Origin of the sequence: Rhodococcus pseudokoreensis (assembly GCF_017068395.1) — a bacterium.
GTDB classification, from domain to species: Bacteria; Actinomycetota; Actinomycetes; order Mycobacteriales; family Mycobacteriaceae; genus Rhodococcus_F; species Rhodococcus_F pseudokoreensis.
Genome location: NZ_CP070619.1, coordinates 6,743,939 through 6,766,182, shown reverse-complemented (window position 1 = coordinate 6,766,182; position 22,244 = coordinate 6,743,939). Strand labels below are relative to the sequence as shown.

The window sequence follows — 22,244 nt, the reverse complement described above, 5'->3', positions numbered from 1 at the left end:
GCGCACCGCTACCGGCTGGACAACGGGCGGCGCCGGAAAATCCGTTGCGGCCTGCGGCTCGGCCGATGCACTGTGGGCGCATGCTGATCAGACGCGAGAATGCAGGCGACGTCGACGCGGTGGCCGAGGTGCACCGGCAGGCTTTCGACGGTGACGCTCCCGTCGAGGTCGGCCTCGTCACCCTGTTGCGGTCGAGCGACGCGTGGATTCCGCAACTGGCCCTCGTCGCCGAAATCGACGGAGCCGTCGTCGGCCACGTCTGCCTGACCCGCGCGACCGTCGACGCCACGGACGTACTCGCACTCGGCCCGATCGGCGTCCTCCCCGGTCTCCAGCGCGCCGGGGTGGGTTCGGCGCTGATGCACGCCGTGCTCGGCGGGGCCGACGCCAGGGACGAACCGCTCGTCGCACTGCTCGGTCACCTCGACTACTACCCGCGGTTCGGCTTCGTCTCCGGAACATCGGTCGGGATCGAGCCGGACCAGCCGTCGTGGTCGTCCCACTTCCAGGTACGCCGGCTCGCATGCTGGGATCCGTCCATCACCGGCACGTTCCGGTACGCCGCGCCGTTCTACGACCTGTGACGTCGAATCCGCTGGTAGTTTGAGGTGGAACGTGTCACGGGGGTGAGCTGGAACCGAGGTAGGGAAACGATGGAGAACGCGGCCGACGGCGCCAGGGCAGGCGAGCCTGTGGATGCGTCCGTCACGACGACCATCGTCCGCCGGGTCCTCCGCGGCTGCGACGAGGAGTTCGCCGACTGGATCCAGACCGGGCTCGGACTCGCCCGGCTGTTCCCCGGGTTCCTCGGTGGCGGGTGGCTCAAGGAGAGCAGCACCTCCGATGTCTGCGTGATCGTGCTGAAGTTCGAAACCCAAGCCGCACTCGACAACTGGTTGACGTCCTCACTGCGGAACGGGTGGCTCAGGACCGGTGGCAACATCGCGGTCGAGGCGCCGAACGAGCCGGCGTCGAACGTCGAGAGCCTGTTCGAGCGTCCCCGGCTCTGACGAACCGCCGTCAGGCGGACTCGCCCGGGATCGGGGCGCCCGACGGCATCCCCTCCCCCAGATAGGTCTGATAGAACGGCCGCCAGTCCGCGGACGCGTCGCGGCGATGACCGGGAGTGTCCGCCCCGTCGAGGTGCCGGTCGAGGTCGGCGAGACACACACTCCACCCGGCCGCGTTCCTGGCCGCCGTGTTGCGGACCTCCAGCACGTTGACGAGCGTCAGTGCGCACCCTTCCGCGGTCGGCTCGACCTCGAAGTGGATCTCGTCCCCGCCCCAGGTGAACGCGAGGGTGCACGGCGCACCGTAGACGAGGACCGTCCCCGTCTCGGGGTCGCTGTGCGGATCCGGGAAGAAATCGATGTCACCGCCGGCGTAGGTGTCGAGCCGGACCCGAGACGGAAACCAGTGCGCGAGTTCGTCCGGCTCCGACACGGCCTCCCACAGCCTCTGAACGTCGAACGGGTACGTGCACCGGAACCGCACGGCGGGACGACCCTTGAACTCGAAATACCTTCCGTGAATCACCGGCCCACTCCTCGCTGTCGCACCTGACGACAGCTTGACACGGGAGGCCGCCGTCCACACCGAAGTTGGCGGACAATTCCGCGCCCCTCCGCCCTTCCTGTCGGACAACTCCCCTACGGTGACGGAGTGACGTCGCCTTGGTCGGAGGGACAGGTCGCATCGGTGGCCCCCGATGCCGGCTCGCTCGCTGCCGCCGCAAAGCTGTCGGGCGCGTGGTCGCAGACGGGCGGCAACGGCGACGCGCTGTGGGGACTGTGCCAGGGCAGCGGCAAGAGCCCCTACCGATCGGTCGTGGACCTCACCGGTCCGGCGTATCACTGCTCGTGTCCGAGCCGGAAGTTTCCGTGCAAGCACGCGCTCGGCCTGCTGCTGATCTGGTCGCAGGGCAGGGTTCCGGAGCAGTCCGAACCGCCCGAGTTCGCGAACGACTGGCTGAGCCGGCGGGCCGGGCGGGCGACCGCGGTGCGCACGCCGACGGCACCGGTCACCACGGCGTCCGGCGCGAAATCCGCGGAACGCCGGGCCGAGCGGGTGGCGGCGGGCCTCGACGAACTCGACCTGTGGCTCACCGACCAGATCCGGGGCGGCCTCGGCGCGGCCGACATCTCGGCGTCCGCGTTCGACGCCATCGCGGCCCGCATGGTCGACGCGCAAGCGCCCGGGATCGCGTCCACCCTGCGCCGCCTTCCGATCGTCGTGGCCACCCGGGCCGACTGGCCGGACCGGTTGCTCCGCGAATACGCCAGGCTGCACCTTCTCGTCGTCGCCCATCGCCGACTGAGCGAACTGCCGGAACCGTTGCAGGCGTCGGTGCGTTCGCACGTCGGCTACCCGGTGGCCACCGACAGCGTGCGCGGCGAGCCGGGAGTCCGCGACCGGTGGATGGTGCTGGGCATGCAGACCACCGAGGAGAAGCGCCTCTTCACCCGCAAGGTGTGGTTGCTCGGCCGCGACCACGGTCGCCGCGCGATCCTCCTGGACTTCGCGCACGGCTCCGCCCACTTCTCGACGGTGATCCCGCCGCTCGGGTCGCTCGTCGACGCCACCCTCCACTTCTACCCCGGCGCGGCGCCGCTGCGCGCCCAGTTCGGCGACACCCACGAGACGCCCGAACCGTTCACCACGGTCGCACCGAGCGACATGGACACCGCACTGGACGACTTCGCCGCCGCGGTCGGCGCCGACCCGTGGATCCGCTCGTGGCCCGCCCTGCTCACCGGTGTCACCCCGGCATACGACGACGGAAGCTGGTTCGTCGCCGACGGGCAGGGCCGCGCGCTGCCGCTGTCCGGCGAGGATCCGGTCCTGTGGCGACTGCTCGGAATGTCCGGCGGCAGTCCCGTCACCGTGTTCGGGGAGTGGACCAGCGACTCCCTCGTTCCCGTGTCGGTGTTCGATCGCGGCGACGTGTACCCGCTCGTGTCCGGCACGCCGTCGACCGCGGGGAGTCGGCGATGAGCGAACTCCTGTCCGCCGCCCTGCTCGGCACGGCACGTTCCACCCCCTCGTTCGAGGGTCTGGCCACCGGCGAACTGGCGCGGTCGGTCGGCGGCGACCCGGCGGAGACCCTGCTGGGCGCCGCTGCGCTCGAAAACGCGTACCGCGACGGCGGAGTCGCCGCCTCCACCCGCGTGCTGCCCGCGCCCGCCGAGAACGATCCGCGGCTGCAGTTGCCGTCCGCGTCCGCCGCGCACCTGATGCAGTTGCTCGCCGCCAAGTCGTGGACGCTCACCGAGTGGTTCGCGGTGGTCGCCGAGCGGGGATACCGCGCGCCCGATCATCTCGTCGCCGACCTGATGGCGGTGGCACGCACGAACGACACCCACCGCGAGAGCATCCTGCGATTGGCAGGCCCCCGCGGCCAGTGGCTCGCCGCGCAGAACCCGGACTGGTCGATGCTGGTCCGTCGGTCCGATCGCACCGACGTGTGGACGCACGGCGCGCACCAGGAACGACTGCTGTGGCTCACGACGATGCGGGCGGTGAACCCGGCGATCGCGATGGCCGAACTGCGCCGCACCTGGGATTCCGAACGGGGCGAGCACCGGGCGGCGTTCATCGCGGTCCTGGGCACGGGGCTCGGCGACGCCGACTCCGACCTGCTCGAGCACGCACTCGACGACCGGCGGAAAGAGGTGCGTCAGCAGGCGGTCCAGTTGCTGCGCCAGCTGCCGAACTCCGCGTACGCCGAGCGGATGGCCGCCCGCGCCCGTGTGTGGGTGCGGGTGGAGAAGAAGCCGCTGCGCACCCGCCTCGTGGTGAACATGCCCGGTTCCCTGGACGATTCGGCCCGTCGCGACGGAATCGAGGACGTCCACTTCAAGAACAAGGGAATCCGCAGCTGGTGGTTGCGGATGGTGGTCACCGCCGCCCCCCTGTCGGTGTGGGAAGGCATGATCGGCTCGGCCGCCGGCGCGTTGGAGATCCGGATCGAAGACCAGTGGCGGGAGGTGATGATGGAGGCGTGGACCAACGCCACCGTGCTCCAGCGCAATCCGCGCTGGGCGTCCGCCCTGCTGCACCGTGAGGGACGGAAGACCGAACGTCGGGTGGTGCCGATCGTCCCCGCCCGCGAACGCCTCGCCTACATTCTGTCGGGCCACGCCGACAGCTACCTGCTGGGCGTCGACGGCGCCGCACTGTTCGAGGGGCTGCCCCACCCGTGGCCGCTCGACCTCGCCGAGCGGGTGATCACCCGCCTCGAGGACGTGGCCGGGCGGCACGCCGAGACCGGCAAGGACCTCGGGCAGTTCTCCCGGCACAGCCACTACTCGACCCTCCGCAGCGCGGAGACACACTTCCCGTTCACCGCGGCGCCGCTGCTCCGGGCGGCCGCCGAACGCACCCGTGACCCGGGCTGGCAGCAGGCGTTCGCCACTGTCGCCGCCAACATCGACCATCGCAGAACAGTCCTGAAGGAGCTCGAGTGACCGAGATCGCGGCCGTCCCGGCCGACCTGCTACGACCCCACGCCGAGCAGGCCTACGCCGACGAACTCGCCGCCCTCGCCGCGCAGGACACCCGGCCCCGGCCACCGTCGTGGAAGTTGTCGCCGTGGGCGGTCGTGACGTACCTGCTCGGCGGAGAACTCGACGACGGCACCGTCATCACCCCCAAGTACGTCGGTCCCCGGCGGCTGATCGAGGTGGCGGTCGCGACGCTCGCCACCGACCGCGCCCTGCTCCTGCTCGGCGTGCCCGGAACCGCCAAGACGTGGGTGTCCGAACACCTGTCGGCGGCGGTGTCCGGCGAGTCGACCCTGCTCGTCCAGGGAACGTCGGGTACCCCGGAGGAGGCCATCCGGTACGGCTGGAACTACGCGAGGCTCCTCGCCGAGGGTCCGACCGCGGGCGCACTCGTTCCGTCCCCGGTGATGACGGCGATGCAGGGCGGCCGGATCGCGCGGGTCGAGGAACTGACCCGCATTCCCGCCGACGTGCAGGACGCACTCATCACCGTGCTCTCGGAGAAGACGCTGCCGATCCCCGAACTGGGCACCGAGGTGCAGGCCACCCGGGGTTTCAACCTGATCGCCACCGCCAACGACCGCGACCGCGGCGTCAACGACCTGTCGTCCGCGCTGCGCAGGCGTTTCAACACGGTCGTCCTGCCCCTGCCCGCCAGCGAGGAGGACGAGGTCGCCATCGTCGCGCGGCGGGTCGAGCAACTCGGGTCTTCGCTGGAACTGCCGGCGGTCCCGGCGACGGACGACGAGATCCGGCGCGTGGTCACGGTGTTCCGGGAACTGCGGTCCGGCGCCACCGGCGACGGTCGCACCAAGCTGAAATCGCCGTCCGGAACGCTGTCGACGGCGGAGGCGATCTCCGTGGTCACCAACGGACTCGCCCTCGCCGCGCATTTCGGCGACGGGGTGCTCCGACCCTCCGACGTCGCCGCAGGCATCCTCGGATCCGTGCTGAAGGATCCGGTGGCCGACCGGGTGGTGTGGACCGAATACCTCGAGGCCGTGGTCCGCGAACGGGAGGGCTGGGCCGACTTCTACCGGGCGTGCCGCGAGGTCACCGGGTGAGCACCAGGGCGATGAGCCCGCCGGCGGGCGACGTCCGCGTCTTCGGCATCCGCCACCACGGGCCCGGTTCCGCACGATCGGTGCGCCGCGCGCTCGACGAGTTCGTTCCCGACGCCGTCCTGATCGAAGGGCCCGCGGACGCCGATCCGCTGGTCGCGCTGACCGCGTCCGACACCATGGAACCCCCGGTCGCGCTGCTCGCGTATGCCACCGGCGAACCCCGAACGGCCGCGTTCTGGCCGTTCGCGGTGTTCTCCCCGGAGTGGCAGGCGCTGTCGTGGGCGGCGGGACGCGGCGTCGACGTGCGCTTCTGCGACCTTCCGGCCGCCAACACCCTCGCCGCCGACCGGGCCGAGTCCCAATCCGAGGATCCGCTGGCGGCACTGGCCGCGGCGGCCGGCTACGACGACACCGAACGCTGGTGGGACGCCGTCATCGAATCCGGTTCGGGGACCGACTCGTTCGACGCGATCACCGATGCCATGAGCGCGCTGCGCGACACCGTCCAACTCGACGAACCCACCCGCAGGCGCGAGGCGTACATGCGCCAGACCCTGCGGAAGGTGATCAAGGGCGGCGCTCTGCGGATAGCGGTGGTGTGCGGCGCCTGGCACGCCCCGGCACTCGCCGGCCCACTCGGACCGGCCACCGCGGACGCGCGAATCCTCAAGGGAATACCCAAGATCAAGACGTCGCTGACGTGGGTGCCGTGGACGCATTCGCGGCTGTCCACGGCGTCCGGATACGGCGCAGGCATCACCTCACCCGGCTGGTATCACCACCTGTTCACCGCCCCGGACCGCACGATCACCCGGTGGCTCACGAAAGTCGCGCGGGTGCTGCGGGACGAGGACCTTCCGGTGTCGAGTGCGCACGTCATCGAATCCGTCCGTCTTGCAGACACGTTGGCCGCGTTACGTGCGCGGCCGCTGGCCGGTCTCTCCGAGGTCACCGAGGCCACCCGCGCCGTGATGTGCGACGGGGACGACGTCCTGCTCGACCTGATCACGCGTCGCCTCGTCGTCGGCGAGGCGCTCGGCGCCGTCCCGGACGACACCCCGACCGTTCCGCTCGACGCCGACCTGCGCGCCCGGGCGAAGACCCTGCGCCTGAAGCAGCAGGCCACCGAGAAGACCATCGACCTCGACCTCCGCCGGGACAACGACGTCGCGCGGTCCCGGTTGCTGCACCGCCTGCAGATCCTCGGTGTCGACTGGGGCACCCCGGCCGACAGCGACGTCCGCGGCACCGGCACGTTCCGTGAGACGTGGTCGCTCACCTGGCAACCCGAACTGGCGGTGTCGATCATCGAGGCGTCGCTGTGGGGCACCACCGTCGAGGCCGCGGCCACGGCGAAGGTGCGCGAGGAGGCGGCGGGCGGCGACGTCTCCCTCGCCCGGCTCACCGGGCTGCTCGAGCAGGCGCTGCTGTCGGATCTCCGCGACGCCCTGGCCGAACTGTTGCGCGCGCTGGAGACGGCGGCCACGCTCGACCACGACGTCATGCACCTGATGGACGCGCTGCCCGCGCTGACCCGCACCCTGCGGTACGGCGACGTCCGCGGCACCGACGTCTCGTCCCTCACCCGCGTCACCGACAGCCTGCTCGTCCGCATCTGCGCGGGACTGCCGTCGGCGATGTCCGGTCTGGACGACGACAGCGCCCTCGACCTGCGCCGCGCCGTCGACGACGTCCACGCGGCGGTGATGCTGCGCGACGACGACCGCGCGTCGGCGCGATGGCTCGGCACGCTCACCGGCCTCGTCGACCGCAGCGACGTGAACGGCCTCGTGATCGGGCGCATGGTCCGACTGCTCCGCGACGCGGGCACCGTCAGCGAAACCGAGGCCGCCACCCGGCTGTCGCGGGCACTGTCCGTCGGCGCCGAACCGGCCGCCAAGGCAGGGTGGGTCGACGGCTTCCTCGGCGGCGGAGGCCTGCTGCTGGTCCACGACCGGCAGTTGCTGCGACTGCTCGACGGCTGGGTGTCGGGGCTGCGCGAACAGGATTTCGTTGACGCGCTGCCACTGCTGCGGCGCACGTTCGGCAGCTTCGAGACCGGGGAACGCCGGGCAATCGGGCAGTCCGTGGAGGGCGACTCCACGGCCGATGCTCCCGCCGAGGTCGATGCCCGGCGCGGCACCGTCGCGATCCGCACCGTCGCCGACATCCTGGGGGTGACGTCGTGACCGAAGACGCGGATCGGCTACGGCGGTGGCGGCTGCTGCTCGGCAACGCCGCCGAGGAGTCCACCGGCGGACTGGCGTCGAAGACGGACGCGGCCATGGACGGCGCACTGGCCGCGCTGTACGACACCAGCAGCGACGGGTCGAAGAGCCGCCGCCGCACTGCGGGTCTCGGCGGATCGGCACCGAAGGTCGCGCGCTGGCTCGGCGACATCCGCACCTACTTCCCGAGCAGCGTCGTGCAGGTGATGCAGAAGGACGCCATCGACCGGCTCGGCCTCACCCAACTGCTCCTCGAACCCGAACTGCTCGATGCCGTCGAACCCGACGTCCACCTCGTCGGCACCCTGTTGAGCCTGAACCGGGTGATGCCCGAGACCAGCAAGGCCACCGCCCGGATGGTCGTCGAGAAGGTGGTCCGGGAGGTGGAGGACCGGATCGCGCAGAAGACCAGAACCGCCGTCACCGGTGCCCTGAACCGCTCGGCCCGCATCACCAATCCTCGGTACCGCGACATCGACTGGAATCGCACCATCCGCGCCAACCTCGCGCACTACCTGCCCGAGCACAAGACGGTGGTGCCGGAGCGGTTGCTCGGCTACGGCCGCCGATCGCAGGCCGTGCACCGTGACGTCGTCCTCGCCATCGACCAGTCCGGCTCGATGGCGTCGAGCGTTGTGTACGCGTCCGTGTTCGGCGCGGTGCTCGCATCGATGCGCGCGCTGAAGACGTCGCTGGTCGTGTTCGACACGGCGGTCGTCGACCTCACCGACAAGCTGTCCGATCCGGTCGACGTGCTGTTCGGCACGCAACTCGGCGGCGGCACCGACATCAACCGGGCCATCGCGTACAGCCAGTCACTGATCGACAGGCCGGCGGAATCGTTGTTCGTGCTGATCTCGGATCTGTACGAAGGCGGGATCCGCGCGGAGATGCTGCGCCGGATGGCGGCGATGAAGAACGCCGGGGTCCAGGTCGTGGTGCTGTTGGCGCTGTCCGACGACGGCGCGCCGTCGTTCGATCACGACAACGCGGCGGCCCTCGGCGCGCTCGGCATTCCCGCGTTCGCCTGCACGCCGGACAAGTTCCCGGAACTGCTGGCGCTCGCGCTGGAACGCGGCGACATCGCCAGGTGGGCGGACGGTCTCCAGCAGGGGTGACGGCGGGTCAGCCGGCAGCCATCCGGCGCTCGCTGTGCAATTCGGGGTGTGCGTCGGCGCGGATCCTGAGCAGGACCAGGCCGGACACCGACGCGACGATCAACGACGCAACCGTCCACGGGACGTGCAGTTCGGAGATCCCGACTCCCGCACCGACGAGTCCCACGACGAGCAGGCTCCACATGATCGCTTTGACTGGACCGGACCCCATGACAACGCTCCTTCACCGAGATACGTACATCCCCCGTGAGTTCTGATGTGCGCGCAGAACGTTAGCTGCGTCACACGGGGGTCCTCGTGCGACACGTCGAAAACACTCTTTCCGATACCAATCCGAGACCTGCACCCGTGAGTACTTGTTAACCGCGGGCGGTTAACAAGTACTCACGGGTGGGACTAGATGATGCTGACGGTGCCCTGGGTCGTCGCCGCCGCGAGCACCCGCAGGTGGTCGTCGGAGCCGCCGAGGGTGTGTTCGATGGCGGTCAGCCGGCTCACGTAATGGCCGACCGGGTACTCGGCGGTCATGCCGATGCCGCCGTGCATCTGGATCGCTTCCTGCCCGATCGTCCGGGCCGACCGGCCGATCTGCAGCTTGGCGCGGGACGCGACCACCGGGTCGACGGTTCCGTCGGCCAGCGACATCGTCGCGTAGAGACTCGTGCTGCGGGCCAGTTCCAGCAGCACGTACATGTCGGCCGCGCGGTGGGTGAGGGTCTGGAACTTCGCGATCGGGACGCCGAACTGCTTGCGCGTCTTCAGGTACTCGGTCGTCAGCCGCAACGCCTCCTCCATCGCGCCGACGGCCTCCGCGCACAGCGCCGCCTGCGCCCGGATGTGTGCGCCCTCGATCGCCGCAGACGCGTCGCCGCCCTCACCGAGAGGCTCCGCCGGGGTGCCGGACAGTTCCACCTGCGCGGCCCGCAGTCCGTCGTGGGTCGCATAGGGGGTGCGAGTCAGACCGGTGGCGTCGCCGTCGACGAGGAACAGCCCGACCCCGCCGTCCGGGAGTGCCGCGCTGACGACCAGCGTGTTCGCACTGCCGCCGTGGGGAACCGGATTCTTCGTACCCGTCAGCGTCCACGCGTCGCCGTCCTTCGTCGCCGTCGTGGACACCCGCGCCGACGGCCAGCGCACGCCCGGTTCCCGATCGGCGAAAGCCAGCAGGAGGGTGCCCTCGGACACGTCCGGGAGAATCCGGCGACGCTGCTCCGCGCTGCCGGCCGCAGCGATCAGGCCGCCGGGCACGAGCACGGCGTCGAGGACGGGTTCGGGCGCGAGACGACGGCCGATCTCGGTCATCACCGATGCCACCTCGACGGGTCCGGCGCCCATCCCGCCGTCTTCCTCATCGAAGCTCAGACCGAGCAACCCCACCTCGGCGAGTTGCTTCCACACCTGCGGGCTCCACCCCTGCTCGGTGTCGGTGACGGCGTTGCGCTTCTCCGCGTCGTAGCTGCGGCCGAGCAGTTCACGGGTGGTGTCGCGCAGCAGTTTCTGTTCGTCGGTCAGTTCGAAGTCCATGTCACGCCCTCACAATCCGAGGATCGAGGAGGCGATGATGCTGCGCTGCACTTCGCTCGATCCGCTGTAGATGGAAACCTTGCGGTAGTTCAGATAGGTCGGCGCCGTCCGCTGCGCCCAGAGTGGTGAGGAAATGCCGTCACCGGCGGCGAACGGAAGGGAGTCGGGGCCCGCCACGTCGGTCAGCAGTTCGAGCGTCGCCTGCTGCAGTTCGGACCCGCGCAGCTTCAGCAGCGACGACGCCGGGTTCGGCTTGCCGTCGGCCGAACTGGCCACCACTCGCAGCTGGGTGAGCTCCAGCGCGACGATCTCGTTCTCCAGTTCCGCGATGCGGGCGGCGAACAGCGGGTCGTCGAGCAGCGTCCCCTCGCCGACCGAGATCTCCGCGGCACGCTTCTTCGCCTGCGCGAGCCGGACCTTGGAGAATCCCAGGCGGGTGACGCCGGCGCGCTCGTTGCCGAGCAGGAACTTGGCATAGCTCCAGCCCTGGTTCTCCTCACCCACGAGATTCTCGGCGGGCACCCGCACGTCCTCGAAGAAGACCTCGTTGACCTCGTGGCCTCCGTCGATCAATTTGATCGGGCGGACCGTGACGCCGGGTGTCTTCAGGTCGACGAGGATGAACGAGATGCCGGCCTGCTTCTTGGGGGCGTCCGGGTTGGTGCGGGCGAGGACGAAGATCCAGTCGGCGTGCTGCGCGAGAGTGGTCCACGTCTTCTGGCCGTTGATCACGTAGTCGTCGCCGTCGCGGACGGCGCGGGTCTTCAGCGACGCGAGGTCGGAACCGGCCTCGGGTTCGGAAAATCCCTGGCACCACCAGATGTCGAGGTTGGCGGTCGCGGGAAGGAACTTCTCCTTCTGCTCCTGCGAACCGAACGCCGCGATGACGGGCCCGACCATGCTGGTGTTGAACGCGAGCGGTTCGGGCACCGACGCGAGCTGCAACTCGTCGAGCCAGATGTGCTTCTGCACCGGCGTCCAGTCGCGGCCGCCCCACTCGACCGGCCAGTGCGGCGTCGCGAGCCCGTTGGCGTTCAGAATCCGCTGAGACTCGATGAAGCCTTCCTTCCCCACCTCTTCGCCACGCGCGTACCGCTCGCGGATCTCCGCCGGAATCTGCGTGGTGAAGAACGTTCGCATCTCGTCGCGGAACGCCAGCTCCTCGTCGGTCAAAGCCAGATTCATCGGAATTCCTTCGCACTCGAGGTCGGATTCATGTTGTGGTCCCGACGGTACCCCCACCTCCCGCGGGACACCACGACATCCCCAGTTGTAGTCATACTGACCACATCGGTGATACGGTCCCGTAGTCACTACGACTACAAGGAGTTCCCGTGATCGCACTACTCGTCGACTGGCTGAATTCGGCCGCGGTGACGTCGTTCGGGACGACGACGAGCTGGGCCGAAGTGCTCGGTTTCGCGTCGGGCGCGGTGTGCGTCTGGCTCGTCGCCCGGCAGTCCGCGTGGAACTGGCCGATCGGAATCGCGAACAACCTGGTCTGGATCCTGCTGTTCTACGCAGCCGGACTCTTCGCCGACTCGGCCCTCCAACTGGTCTACATCGCGTTCGCCGCGGCCGGGTGGATCCGGTGGATCCGCGGTCGCGCCGGCAACCCGTTGCCCGTCACCGGGACGTCGCGGGAAGAGTGGCGGTGGCTCGCCGGCACCGGCGTCGTCGGCACCGCCGCCCTGACCGTGCTCCTGCACACGGCGACGTCGTCCACGGTCCCGTTCTGGGATGCCGTCACCACGGCCCTCTCGCTGCTGGCCACCTGGGGGCAGGTGAACAAACGCTGGGAATCGTGGCTGCTGTGGATTGCGGCCGATCTCGTCTACGTCCCGCTCTACCTGCACAAGGGCCTGACGCTGACGGCCCTGCTGTACGTCGGTTTCCTCGTGCTCTGCGTCCGCGGTCTCCGCGAGTGGCGCCGGTCTTCGGGACTGCCTGCCCTCGCGACGACCGCGGGCCGGTGACCGAAATGTACGACCACGCACTCGTGATCGGAAAGTTCTATCCCCCGCACGCCGGGCACCACCTGCTGATCCGGGAGGCGGCGAAAGTCGCGGCCCGAGTGACGGTGGTGGTGATGGCGTCCCGGGTCGAGTCGATTCCCCTGGCGGACAGAGTGTCCTGCCTCGCGGAGTCGCATGCGGGCGACCGCACGGTGACCGTGACCGGCATCGCGTGCGACGCCCCGATGGACCTGGCGTCGCGACCGGTGTGGGCCGCGCAGGTGGCGTGCATGCGCGCCGCGGTGCGACAGGTCACCGGCATCGCCGTCGACGTGGTCGTGTCGAGCGAGAAGTACGGCGACGAACTCGCCCGCTGGTTCGGCGCCGTCCACGTCCCCGTCGACCCCGAGCGGGTCCGGTTCCCGATTTCGGGGACCGGCTGTCGAGGCGACCTCGCCGGCAACTGGGAACACCTCGACGCGCCCGCGCAGGCGTTGCTGACCACCCGGATCGTGGTGCTCGGCGCGGAATCCACCGGCACCACCACCGTCAGTCACGCACTGGCGCAGCGCTTCCGCGCCCGCGGCGGGATCTGGCGGCGCACGCACTGGGTTCCCGAATACGGTCGCACGGCAACCGCCGACAAGCTGGCGAGAGCCCGCGCCACCGACCCGTCCGCCGGCGTCGACGACCTCGTCTGGACCGGGCAGGATTTCGCCGACATCGCCCGCATCCAGAACGAGTGGGAAGAAGCGGGTGCGCGGTCGGGGTCACCCCTGACGATCTGCGACACCGACGCAGAAGCGACCACCGTGTGGGAGCGGCGCTACCTCGGCCCCGGCAGCACCCGGGCGCACGACCACCGGCCGGGGCGCCACGCCCTGTACCTCATTACCGACCATGTCGGTGTCCCCTTCGTGCAGGATGGGTTGCGGGACGGAGAGTCGATCCGGGAGGAGATGACAGAGTGGTTCGTCGATGCACTCACCGCCGCCGGGCGGTCGTGGGTGATGCTGACCGGGAACCGAGCAGAGCGCCTCGACCTCGCGTCGCAGGTCACTGAACAGGCACTCGCCCACCGATCGACGTTCGCCGCACCGCTGGGAGGCTGACAGACAGTGTACGACGCAACCGACTATCCACCGTTCGCCGTGACCGTCGATCTCGCGATGTTCACGCTGCGCGGCTCCTCGCTGTCGGTCCTGCTGGTGCGACGGGGCGAGGAGCCGTTCCAGGGGATGTCCGCGCTGCCCGGGGGTTTCGTCCACGCCGACGAATCGGCGGACGTCGCGGCGCGACGCGAATTGGCGGAGGAGACCGGACTCGACAGCTTCCCCGGTCACCTCGAACAGTTGGCGACGTACAGCGAGCCGGGCCGCGACCCGCGCATGCGGGTCGTGTCGGTGGTGTTCGTGGCGTTCGCGCCGAATCTGCCGGAGCCGTCCGCCGGTTCCGACGCCGCCGACGCCTACTGGATGCCGGTCGAGGACGCGTCCCGCGAGCCGCTGGCGTTCGACCACGCGCAGATCCTCGCCGACGCCCTCGAGCGGGTGCGGTCGAAACTCGAATACACCACGTTGTCAACCCATTTCGTGGAGACCCCGTTCTCGATCCGGGACCTCCAGACGGTGTACGAGGCCGTGTGGGACGTGACGTGGGACCGCGCGAACTTCCGCCGCAAGGTCCTGGGGACGCGGGGATTCGTCGAACCCGTCGAGGGCGTGGCCGACGCCGCATCGACGGGCGGCAGGCGCGCCCAGCTGTACCGGCCGGGCAACGCCACCACCCTGCATCCGCCGATCCCCCGCCCGTGAGTACTTGTTAACCGCCGGCGGTTAACAAGTACTCACGGGTGGCGGAGCCGCACAACGAGCAGGAACGCGCCCCCGGCCTCGTCGATCTGTGTTTCGACGTTCAGTTCCGGTGCGAGACGGGACAACCGGTCGAGCAACCACTCCGACGCGTCCTCGGCGTCCGATTTTCCCGGGCACCGCGCCACCGCGACCCGTCCACCCTTGCGGCCGAGTTGTTCGACGACACCGATGATCGGGGCGGGATCGACGACGAACAACCGGTCGGGCCACGGCACCACCGGTTTGACGGCGCCCTTCTTGGTGTTGCACGCGCGGTGCGCGAGACGTTCGACGCCGCCCTTCGCCTTGGCCTTCTTCGCGGTGACGACACTGTCGATGCTGGGGCCGCGCGGGTCGTTGACCGACATGTCGGGATCCACCGGTTCGTCACACAACCAACAGCGCCACGACTCGCGGTCGCCGACCTCTCGAAGAGTGCTCATAGGCGCCAACGCTACCCGTGCGGCTGGACGGGATCGAAGCCGGAGATCAGCCACTCGTCACCGGACTTGGTCAGCTCGACGGTGATGCTCGTCGCCGTCACCGCCGGTTCCGGTTTCGCGGCACTGGTGGTGCTCTGGTTGACGAACAGCAGCACGGTTGCCGTGTCGGCCGCCACCTCGACCGGACCGGACGCGGCCACCGTCGCCTGCGTGGCAACCTGGCTCTCCTTCGCCGCGGGGACGACGACGTCCGTCGTGAACTGGGTGTAATAGTCGAGGAACTCCCCCGTCAGGCGTTCCTTCGCGGCGCCGACATCGTTCTCCACGGTGTCCGGCCCGTACGACAGCAGGGCGATCGCGCCCTGCGAAGCGGTGTCGGTGACGGCGGCGCGGACGGTGTCGTCGACGCGCTGGTCGGGCCGGTACAGCGTGAAGTACAGAACCCCGGCCAGCACGGCCGTGACGACGGTGAGCGCACCGAGGATCAGGAGGAGTCTGCGCGACTTCGGCGATGCGTCGGTACTCACTGCACGAACCCCGCCTTCACGATCTTGTACGTGCCGTCCTCGAGTTGCATCGTGACCCGCATCCTCTGACCGCGGGGCTCCTCGGCGGCCCCACCGGCATTCGACACCTTCTGCGTGACCGCGACGAGCACGTCGGCGGAGTCGCCGTCCTGCCTCTCGATCGCGGCCTGACGCACCTCCCCAACCGATTTGACCTGGGCCTCCTGCATGACCGCGATGAGATCCTTTGATCGGGCTTCGAAGTCGTCGCGGAATTCTCCGGCCGACCCATCGAGCACCATCTGCACGTCTTCGTCGGCCCGCTCGAAGTCCATCGTCGTCAGATTCACGACGCCCTGGCTCGCCGCCTCCAGAACCTCGGACCGCTGCTGCGCCGCCCGCTCCGCCTGCCAGTGCGTGTAGCCGAAATAGCCGCTGACCGCGACGAACGCGAGCGCGAGAACGGACAGCACCGCCACACCCGCGGTGACGGCCGGCGTCCGGGACATGGAGGCAGCGCCGTCGGCAGAAGCAGCGTCCGCGCTGGACGCAGCCTCCTCATTGGGGGCAGCGTCCTGGTCGGGGGCCACTTCCACCATGGGGTTCCTTTCGTCGTGCCGTACCTTCTGTTACCTGGATCACGTCATGGTACCGGGTAGTAATATCAAATATTTTTCGCATCGGTATCCGGACAGATCCGCGGGCGGAAAGGCGCGTGGGAGACCCCGCGTACCGTCGGTGATCATTACTGTTGAAGAGAAGGCAGGCGACTCGAAGGGGATCCACGATGACCAGCGATTCAGGCGCACGCAGCCGCGTGCAGTTCGGTGCCGGGGCGACTCCGGAACTCGTCAGTTCCGAGGGACGGACCATCATCGCGGACGCCGTCGTCGCCAAGATCGCCGGCATCGCCACCCGTGAGATCAACGGCGTCTACGACGTGGGCGGCGGCACCGCGCGCGCCGTCGGCGCCCTCCGGGACCGGATCCCCGGCGCCCGCGTCAACCACGCCCAGGGCGTCGCCGTCGAAGTCGGGGAGAAACAGGCCGCCATCGACATCGGCATCGTCGCCGAATACGGCGTCGCACTGCACGAACTCGCGGTCGGCATCCGGCGCAACGTCATCGCGGCCGTCGAACGCATGACCGGACTCGAAGTGACCGAAGTGAACATCACCGTCTTCGACGTCATGCTGTTCGACGAATCCGAGGCCGCGTCCGAGCTCGACGGCAAACCGAGGGTGCAGTGACCGGACCGCTCCCACCGGACACCCACGCGGAGGACATCTCCGAACGCATCGTCGCCGCCGTCCTCGCGACCCCCGGAGTAGCAGCGATGCACGGCGGCGCGTTCGGCGAAGTCGCGACGTACCTACCCGGACGCCGGGTGACAGGGGTGACCGTGGGCCCCACGTCCTGTGCCGTCCACCTCGCGGCCCGCTACCCCGCCAACGTCGTCGACACCGCCGAAAGAGTGCGGGCCGCAGTGGAATCGCTGGTGGACGTCCCCGTCGACGTGATCATCGAAGATCTCCTGACAGAGACAGGACAAGCTCAATGAACAGCACCATCACAGGCCTGATCGTCGGATTACTCCTCGCCATCGCCGGCATCCTCGGCGGTTTCAGCGGATTCGTCTTCGCCGTCCTGCTCGGCGCGCTGGGCATGGCCGTCGGCGCGCACCGCGACGGGCACCTCGACCTCGGCGCCATCCTCCGAAGCCGCGGCCGTGGCTGAACCGTCCACCGCACCCCCCGCCGGCCCCCGGGACGACGCGGCGCTCGACGACACCGCCCAGCGCGGCGAGTTGGTCATCAAGGAGCGCGCCGTCGTGAAGATCGCCGTCGCCGCAGCGCTTCAGGTGCCCGGCGTCGTCAAGCAGTCCGGCGGACTCTCCCGGCTGACGGGCCGCGAACTCCCCCGCGCCGACGTCTCGACGGGAGCGGACGCCGTCGCGATCAACCTGTACATCGCGGTGCAGTGGCCGTGCCGACTCGATCTCCTCAACCGAAGGCTCCGCGCGCAGGTGCACCGCCAGGTCGCACAGATGACCGGCATGCCGGTCATCGAACTCAACATCGTGGTCGTCGGAACCGAATCCGCGGGGCCCGAGGACAGCGCGGCCGACAGTCTCTACTCCGAACAGGGCGACCCCACCGCGCCGCCCGCCCCGGTGGCACCGATCCGGCCCCGCACACCGCGCGCGACACCCGCCGCCGTGCCCGCCGCGATCATCGTCGCCGTCGGCGCCCTCGGTCTCGCGGTCGTCGCCGCACGTGAACTACTGATCATGCGCGGCACGTTCGCCAACGCGCCGTGGATCCGCAACACCGCGCAATGGCTGGGCCGACTGCACTGGTCCGACTGGATCGTCCCCGTCGCCGCCGGCGCGATCGTGCTGGGAGTCGTGTTCATCATCGCCGCCCTCAAACCGCGGCCGCGCACCCATCTGCCCCTCGCGGTGGGCGACACCCCGATCGTCTGGCTACGCCCCACCGACCTCGCCCGCAATTCCAGCAGTCACGCCAACACCGTCCCCGGGGTGCTGTCGGCGCACACGACAGTCGACCGCAAGCACGTCACCGTCCGCGTGGTGCGCACCGAGTCGACACCCACCGCAGACGTGGCCATCTCCGTCCGCGAGGCCGTGGAACCGACGCTGTCGCTGCTCGGCACATCCCCCGAACTCCGAGTGCAGGTGAAGCCGTGACCCATCGGACCGCCGCCGTCAACCGGCTGATCGTCCTGACCGTCGGGCTTCTGCTCCTCGGATTCGGCGCCTACGCCATCGCCTGGGACCTGCGGGTTCCGATCGTCCGGGAATGGGTGTCGCGGTACGACCGCGCACGCGTCACCGCGCTTCCCGACCAGGACTGGTGGGGCTGGGCCCTCGCCGCGACGGTCGTCGTGGGACTGGTCTTCGGGATCGTGCTCCTCGCCCTCGACCTCACCCGGCGACGCACGTCCGCCGTCGCCGTACCGGACCACGAGTCGGGCACCTACGTCACCGTCGACCTGGGCTCCCTCGCCAATGGGGTCGCCAGCGAACTCGCCGAATACCCCGGTGTCAGGCAGACGCGGGCCCGCGCCGTCGTCGAACGTGGACTCCCCACCCTGTCGATCGTCGTGACCGCCGACCCCACCCTCGACATCCACGACTTCACCCGCAAGTCCGAGGACGTTGCATCGTGGGTCGCGTCGACACTCGGCGGTGAGCAGGTCGCCACCCAGGTGCTGCTCCACCTCGACCGCGCCGACCACCCGGTACACGCCGAAAACTGACACGGGACGTCCCGGTCTCGGTAGGTTCTCCGCCATGGAGTACGTGGTGTTCTACACAACCGATCCGTCCGCCGCCGCCCGGATCCCGGAGGTCTATCCACGGCACCGGGAGTACCTGGACGCGTTCGCCGCGGAGGGCGGGATCCTCGGCATCGGACCGTTCGACGACCCGGCGAGAAACGGGTCGATGGCGGTGTTCACCAGCCGCGACCGGGCGGAGCAGTTCATCGCACGGGACCCGTTCGTCCTCGAAGGGATCGCCCATCCCAGCGACATCCGGGAATGGGACGCGCTGAACTACCGCTGAGGCAACAGCCCCGGAAACGCCGATGGCGCCCACCCCGGAGGGTGAGCGCCATCGGCGTTGGTGTAGCTAGATCACTTGTTGATCTTCGTGACCTTGCCGGCGCCGACCGTACGGCCGCCTTCGCGGATCGCGAAGCGCAGGCCCTCGTCCATGGCGACGGGCTGGATCAGCTTGACGGACATCTCGGTGTTGTCACCGGGCATAACCATCTCGGTGCCCTCGGGCAGCGTCACAACGCCCGTCACGTCCGTGGTACGGAAGTAGAACTGCGGACGGTAGTTGTTGAAGAACGGCGTGTGGCGGCCGCCCTCGTCCTTGGACAGGATGTACGCCTGGCCCTCGAACTCGGTGTGCGGGGTGGTGGTGCCGGGCTTGACGACAACCTGTCCACGCTCGACATCTTCGCGCTTGATACCACGCACGAGCAGACCGACGTTGTCACCGGCCTGGCCCGAGTCGAGGAGCTTGCGGAACATCTCGATACCCGTGACCGTGGTCTTGGTGGAGGTCTCCTTGATGCCGACGATCTCCACCTCCTCGTTCACGTTGATGACGCCACGCTCGATACGACCGGTGACGACGGTGCCACGACCGGTGATCGTGAAGACGTCCTCGACGGGCATGAGGAAGGGCTTCTCGGTCTCGCGAACCGGGTCCGGGATGGACTCGTCGACCGCAGCCATGAGCTCGAGGATGTTCTTGGTCCACTCCGGGTCGCCCTCGAGCGCCTTGAGTGCGGAGACCTTGACAACCGGAGCGTCCTCGTCGAACTCCTGCGCAGCGAGGAGCTCACGGACCTCCATCTCGACGAGCTCGATGATCTCGTCGTCGTCCACCATGTCGGCCTTGTTCAGGGCGACGAGGATGTACGGCACGCCGACCTGGCGGGCGAGCAGCACGTGCTCACGCGTCTGGGGCATCGGGCCGTCGGTGGCCGCGACCACGAGGATGGCGCCGTCCATCTGCGCCGCACCGGTGATCATGTTCTTGATGTAGTCGGCGTGACCGGGAGCATCGACGTGCGCGTAGTGGCGCTTCTCGGTCTGGTACTCAACATGCGAGATGTTGATCGTGATACCGCGAGCCTTCTCCTCAGGAGCCTTGTCGATCTCGTCGAAGGCCGAGGCCTCGTTGAGATCCGGGTACGCGTCATGCAGAACCTTGGTGATGGCCGCGGTCAGCGTGGTCTTGCCGTGGTCGACGTGACCGATGGTGCCGATGTTCACGTGCGGCTTCGTCCGCTCGAACTTCGCCTTCGCCACTGTGTGTCCTCCTGGACTGATTGATGCTTGCGGTATGCAGCAGTGCGGTTGTTATTACTGGGTCGTGCTTCGGCCGGCTGGAACCGAGGTTACTCGCCGGTCGCCTTGGCGATGATTTCCTTCGAGACGTTCGCGGGAACCTCTGCGTAGGAATCGAACACCATGGAGAAGTTCGCCCGGCCCTGGGTCTTCGACCGCAGATCACCGATGTAACCAAACATCTCCGAGAGCGGAACCAGCGCCTTCACGACACGGGCACCACTGCGTTCCTCCATGGCCTGGATCTGGCCACGGCGGGAGTTCAGGTCGCCGATCACGTCACCCATGTACTCCTCGGGTGTGGTGACCTCGACAGCCATGAGCGGCTCGAGAATGACCGGGCCGGCCTTGCGGGCGGCTTCCTTCAGCGCCTGCGAACCGGCGACCTTGAAGGCCATTTCCGACGAGTCGACGTCGTGGTACGCACCGTCGAGCAGCGACAGCTTCAGGTTCACCAGCGGGTAGCCGGCGAGAACGCCGTACTGCATCGCGTCCTGCGCGCCTGCATCCACGGAGGGGATGTACTCGCGAGGGATGCGGCCACCGGAGACCTTGTTCTCGAACTCGTAGGAGGCACCGTCTTCGCCGACGAACGGCTCCAGCGCGATGATCACCTTTGCGAACTGGCCCGATCCACCCGTCTGCTTCTTGTGGGTGTAGTCGTGCTTTTCGACCTTCTTGGTGATGGTCTCGCGGTAGGCGACCTGCGGCTTGCCGACGTTGGCCTCGACCTTGAACTCGCGACGCATACGGTCGACGAGGATGTCGAGGTGGAGCTCGCCCATGCCGCCGATGACGGTCTGGCCGGTCTCTTCGTCGAGTTCGACGGAGAACGTCGGGTCCTCTTCGGCGAGCTTCTGGATCGCGGTGCCCAGCTTCTCCTGGTCGGACTTCGTCTTGGGCTCGATCGAGACCTGGATGACCGGGTCCGGGAAGCTCATGGACTCGAGCACGATCGGGGCGTCCTGTGCACACAGGGTGTCACCGGTCGTGGTGTCCTTCAGGCCGATCATCGCGTAGATGTGGCCGGCCACGGCCTCGTCGACCGGGTTCTCCTTGTTGGCGTGCATCTGGAAGAGCTTTCCGATGCGCTCCTTCTTGCCCTTGGTCGCGTTCATGACCTGGGCGCCCGGATCGATCCGGCCGGAGTACACGCGGACGAACGTCAGCTTGCCGAAGAACGGGTGCGAAGCGATCTTGAAGGCCAGAGCCGAGAACGGCTCTTCCTTGCTCGGCTTACGCGTGAGGATCTCTTCCTCGTTGCCGAGGGCGTGACCCTGGACCTCGCCGATGTCCAGCGGGTTCGGCAGGTAGTCGATGACCGCGTCGAGCATGGGCTGAACACCCTTGTTCTTGAACGCGGAACCACACAGCACCGGGTACAGCTCGGAGTTGACCGTCATCTTGCGGATGGCGCCCTTGATCTCCTCGACGCTGAGTTCCTCGCCGGCGAAGTACTTCTCCATGAGCTTCTCGTCGGACTCGGCAACCGTCTCGAGCAGCTTCTCGCGGTACTCGGCAGCCTTGTCGGCGAGATCGGCCGGGATCTCCTCGATGGTGGGCTCGGCGCCGATGGCGACCGTGCCACGCCAGGTGACAGCCTTCATCTCGACCAGGTCGACGACACCGTCGAAGTCGTCCTCCGCGCCGATCGGCAGCTGCAGGACGAGCGGCTTCGCGCCGAGGCGGTCGATGATGGTCTGGACCGTGAAGTAGAAGTCCGCGCCCATCTTGTCCATCTTGTTGACGAAACAGATGCGCGGAACGTCGTACTTGGCGGCCTGACGCCACACCTGCTCCGACTGGGGCTCGACGCCCTCTTTGCCGTCGAACACTGCGACGGCGCCGTCGAGCACGCGGAGCGAACGCTCCACCTCGACGGTGAAGTCGACGTGGCCCGGCGTGTCGATGATGTTGATCTGGTTGTTGTTCCAGAAGCAGGTCACCGCGGCAGAGGTGATCGTGATGCCGCGTTCCTTCTCCTGTTCCATCCAGTCCGTGGTCGAGGCACCGTCGTGCGTCTCACCGATCTTGTAGTTGACACCGGTGTAGAACAGGATGCGCTCGGTGGTCGTGGTCTTGCCGGCATCGATGTGCGCCATGATGCCGATGTTGCGGACCTTGTTCAGGTCGGTCAGCACTTCCTGTGCCACAGGATTCTT

At 68.5% G+C, this 22,244-nt stretch carries 25 protein-coding genes; 16 read left to right on the top strand and 9 right to left on the bottom strand.

From position 1 onward, the window contains the following. Window positions 1-80: 80 nt before the first annotated feature. Window positions 81-584, top strand: a complete 504-nt coding sequence (locus JWS13_RS36105; protein ID WP_206010127.1) for a GNAT family N-acetyltransferase — start codon at window positions 81-83, stop codon at window positions 582-584. Window positions 585-653: 69 nt separating this feature from the next. After that, entirely contained in the window at window positions 654-1,010 is a 357-nt protein-coding gene (locus JWS13_RS36100; protein WP_072940196.1) for an antibiotic biosynthesis monooxygenase, read from the top strand. Between the two features lie 10 nt (window positions 1,011-1,020). Here JWS13_RS36100 and JWS13_RS36095 read toward each other — a convergent pair whose 3' ends face one another. Then, window positions 1,021-1,536, bottom strand: coding sequence for an SRPBCC family protein (locus JWS13_RS36095; protein ID WP_206010126.1), 516 nt, complete (start codon window positions 1,534-1,536; stop codon window positions 1,021-1,023). A 126-nt stretch (window positions 1,537-1,662) separates the two neighbouring features. On the opposite strand from JWS13_RS36095, the gene JWS13_RS36090 reads away from it, so the two are divergent. The 5 genes from JWS13_RS36090 to JWS13_RS36070 are packed head-to-tail and all read left to right on the top strand — an operon-like array spanning window position 1,663 to window position 8,912. Continuing rightward, complete coding sequence (locus tag JWS13_RS36090; protein ID WP_206010125.1) at window positions 1,663-2,994, top strand: SWIM zinc finger family protein; 1,332 nt, start codon at window positions 1,663-1,665, stop codon at window positions 2,992-2,994. Continuing rightward, window positions 2,991-4,466: a DUF5691 domain-containing protein gene (locus JWS13_RS36085; RefSeq protein ID WP_206010124.1), complete on the top strand. Its 1,476-nt coding sequence runs from the start codon at window positions 2,991-2,993 to the stop codon at window positions 4,464-4,466. The genes JWS13_RS36090 and JWS13_RS36085 overlap by 4 nt, the downstream gene beginning before the upstream one ends. Further along, entirely contained in the window at window positions 4,463-5,566 is a 1,104-nt protein-coding gene (locus JWS13_RS36080; RefSeq protein WP_206010123.1) for an ATP-binding protein, read from the top strand. The genes JWS13_RS36085 and JWS13_RS36080 overlap by 4 nt, the downstream gene beginning before the upstream one ends. A gap of 11 nt (window positions 5,567-5,577) precedes the next feature. Beyond that, window positions 5,578-7,755 carry a DUF5682 family protein gene (locus tag JWS13_RS36075; protein ID WP_206011876.1) on the top strand — a complete coding sequence of 726 codons (2,178 nt, stop codon included), beginning with the start codon at window positions 5,578-5,580 and terminating at the stop codon, window positions 7,753-7,755. Beyond that, window positions 7,752-8,912 (top strand): VWA domain-containing protein, encoded by a 1,161-nt coding sequence (locus JWS13_RS36070; RefSeq protein WP_206010122.1) that lies wholly within the window; start codon window positions 7,752-7,754, stop codon window positions 8,910-8,912. Before JWS13_RS36075 ends, JWS13_RS36070 begins: the two co-directional genes overlap by 4 nt. Window positions 8,913-8,919: 7 nt before the next feature. On the opposite strand, the gene JWS13_RS36065 is transcribed toward JWS13_RS36070, so the two are convergent. The 3 genes from JWS13_RS36065 to JWS13_RS36055 form a co-directional block, all read right to left on the bottom strand. Further along, the gene (locus JWS13_RS36065; RefSeq protein ID WP_012688808.1) at window positions 8,920-9,123 is read right to left on the bottom strand and encodes a hypothetical protein; all 204 of its coding nucleotides are present in this window, start codon (window positions 9,121-9,123) and stop codon (window positions 8,920-8,922) included. A gap of 185 nt (window positions 9,124-9,308) precedes the next feature. After that, the gene (locus tag JWS13_RS36060; RefSeq protein ID WP_206010121.1) at window positions 9,309-10,436 is read right to left on the bottom strand and encodes an acyl-CoA dehydrogenase family protein; all 1,128 of its coding nucleotides are present in this window, start codon (window positions 10,434-10,436) and stop codon (window positions 9,309-9,311) included. A 9-nt stretch (window positions 10,437-10,445) separates the two neighbouring features. Continuing rightward, window positions 10,446-11,621, bottom strand: coding sequence for an acyl-CoA dehydrogenase family protein (locus JWS13_RS36055; RefSeq protein ID WP_206010120.1), 1,176 nt, complete (start codon window positions 11,619-11,621; stop codon window positions 10,446-10,448). A gap of 149 nt (window positions 11,622-11,770) precedes the next feature. On the opposite strand from JWS13_RS36055, the gene pnuC reads away from it, so the two are divergent. Genes pnuC through JWS13_RS36040 form a run of 3 tightly spaced genes read left to right on the top strand, consistent with a single transcriptional unit; the run spans window position 11,771 to window position 14,205 of the window. Beyond that, on the top strand, window positions 11,771-12,412 hold the full coding sequence (pnuC, locus tag JWS13_RS36050) for a nicotinamide riboside transporter PnuC (RefSeq protein ID WP_206010119.1): 642 nt from the start codon (window positions 11,771-11,773) through the stop codon (window positions 12,410-12,412). Between the two features lie 5 nt (window positions 12,413-12,417). Further along, window positions 12,418-13,503, top strand: coding sequence for an AAA family ATPase (locus JWS13_RS36045; RefSeq protein ID WP_206011875.1), 1,086 nt, complete (start codon window positions 12,418-12,420; stop codon window positions 13,501-13,503). Window positions 13,504-13,509: 6 nt separating this feature from the next. Further along, entirely contained in the window at window positions 13,510-14,205 is a 696-nt protein-coding gene (locus JWS13_RS36040; protein ID WP_241032464.1) for an NUDIX hydrolase, read from the top strand. A 32-nt stretch (window positions 14,206-14,237) separates the two neighbouring features. Here JWS13_RS36040 and JWS13_RS36035 read toward each other — a convergent pair whose 3' ends face one another. Genes JWS13_RS36035 through JWS13_RS36025 form a run of 3 tightly spaced genes read right to left on the bottom strand, consistent with a single transcriptional unit; the run spans window position 14,238 to window position 15,792 of the window. Beyond that, the gene (locus JWS13_RS36035; RefSeq protein ID WP_241032463.1) at window positions 14,238-14,687 is read right to left on the bottom strand and encodes a hypothetical protein; all 450 of its coding nucleotides are present in this window, start codon (window positions 14,685-14,687) and stop codon (window positions 14,238-14,240) included. 11 nt (window positions 14,688-14,698) lie between these two features. After that, on the bottom strand, window positions 14,699-15,214 hold the full coding sequence (locus JWS13_RS36030; protein ID WP_206010118.1) for a twin-arginine translocation pathway signal: 516 nt from the start codon (window positions 15,212-15,214) through the stop codon (window positions 14,699-14,701). Then, window positions 15,211-15,792, bottom strand: coding sequence for a hypothetical protein (locus tag JWS13_RS36025; RefSeq protein WP_241032462.1), 582 nt, complete (start codon window positions 15,790-15,792; stop codon window positions 15,211-15,213). Before JWS13_RS36025 ends, JWS13_RS36030 begins: the two co-directional genes overlap by 4 nt. 188 nt (window positions 15,793-15,980) lie before the next feature. On the opposite strand from JWS13_RS36025, the gene JWS13_RS36020 reads away from it, so the two are divergent. The 6 genes from JWS13_RS36020 to JWS13_RS35995 are packed head-to-tail and all read left to right on the top strand — an operon-like array spanning window position 15,981 to window position 18,781. Beyond that, window positions 15,981-16,442 (top strand): Asp23/Gls24 family envelope stress response protein, encoded by a 462-nt coding sequence (locus tag JWS13_RS36020; RefSeq protein ID WP_005252221.1) that lies wholly within the window; start codon window positions 15,981-15,983, stop codon window positions 16,440-16,442. Continuing rightward, window positions 16,439-16,753, top strand: a complete 315-nt coding sequence (locus tag JWS13_RS36015; protein WP_124389085.1) for an Asp23/Gls24 family envelope stress response protein — start codon at window positions 16,439-16,441, stop codon at window positions 16,751-16,753. Before JWS13_RS36020 ends, JWS13_RS36015 begins: the two co-directional genes overlap by 4 nt. Continuing rightward, on the top strand, window positions 16,750-16,929 hold the full coding sequence (locus JWS13_RS36010) for a hypothetical protein (protein ID WP_005252219.1): 180 nt from the start codon (window positions 16,750-16,752) through the stop codon (window positions 16,927-16,929). Before JWS13_RS36015 ends, JWS13_RS36010 begins: the two co-directional genes overlap by 4 nt. After that, on the top strand, window positions 16,922-17,902 hold the full coding sequence (locus tag JWS13_RS36005; protein ID WP_206010117.1) for a DUF6286 domain-containing Asp23/Gls24 family envelope stress response protein: 981 nt from the start codon (window positions 16,922-16,924) through the stop codon (window positions 17,900-17,902). The genes JWS13_RS36010 and JWS13_RS36005 overlap by 8 nt, the downstream gene beginning before the upstream one ends. After that, on the top strand, window positions 17,899-18,474 hold the full coding sequence (locus JWS13_RS36000; protein ID WP_206010116.1) for a hypothetical protein: 576 nt from the start codon (window positions 17,899-17,901) through the stop codon (window positions 18,472-18,474). Before JWS13_RS36005 ends, JWS13_RS36000 begins: the two co-directional genes overlap by 4 nt. A gap of 34 nt (window positions 18,475-18,508) precedes the next feature. After that, window positions 18,509-18,781, top strand: a complete 273-nt coding sequence (locus JWS13_RS35995) for a YciI family protein (protein WP_206010115.1) — start codon at window positions 18,509-18,511, stop codon at window positions 18,779-18,781. A 71-nt stretch (window positions 18,782-18,852) separates the two neighbouring features. On the opposite strand, the gene tuf is transcribed toward JWS13_RS35995, so the two are convergent. Then, the gene (gene tuf / locus JWS13_RS35990; protein ID WP_087557087.1) at window positions 18,853-20,043 is read right to left on the bottom strand and encodes an elongation factor Tu; all 1,191 of its coding nucleotides are present in this window, start codon (window positions 20,041-20,043) and stop codon (window positions 18,853-18,855) included. Between the two features lie 89 nt (window positions 20,044-20,132). Beyond that, the gene (gene fusA / locus JWS13_RS35985) at window positions 20,133-22,235 is read right to left on the bottom strand and encodes an elongation factor G (protein WP_087557086.1); all 2,103 of its coding nucleotides are present in this window, start codon (window positions 22,233-22,235) and stop codon (window positions 20,133-20,135) included. Window positions 22,236-22,244: the final 9 nt, after the last annotated feature.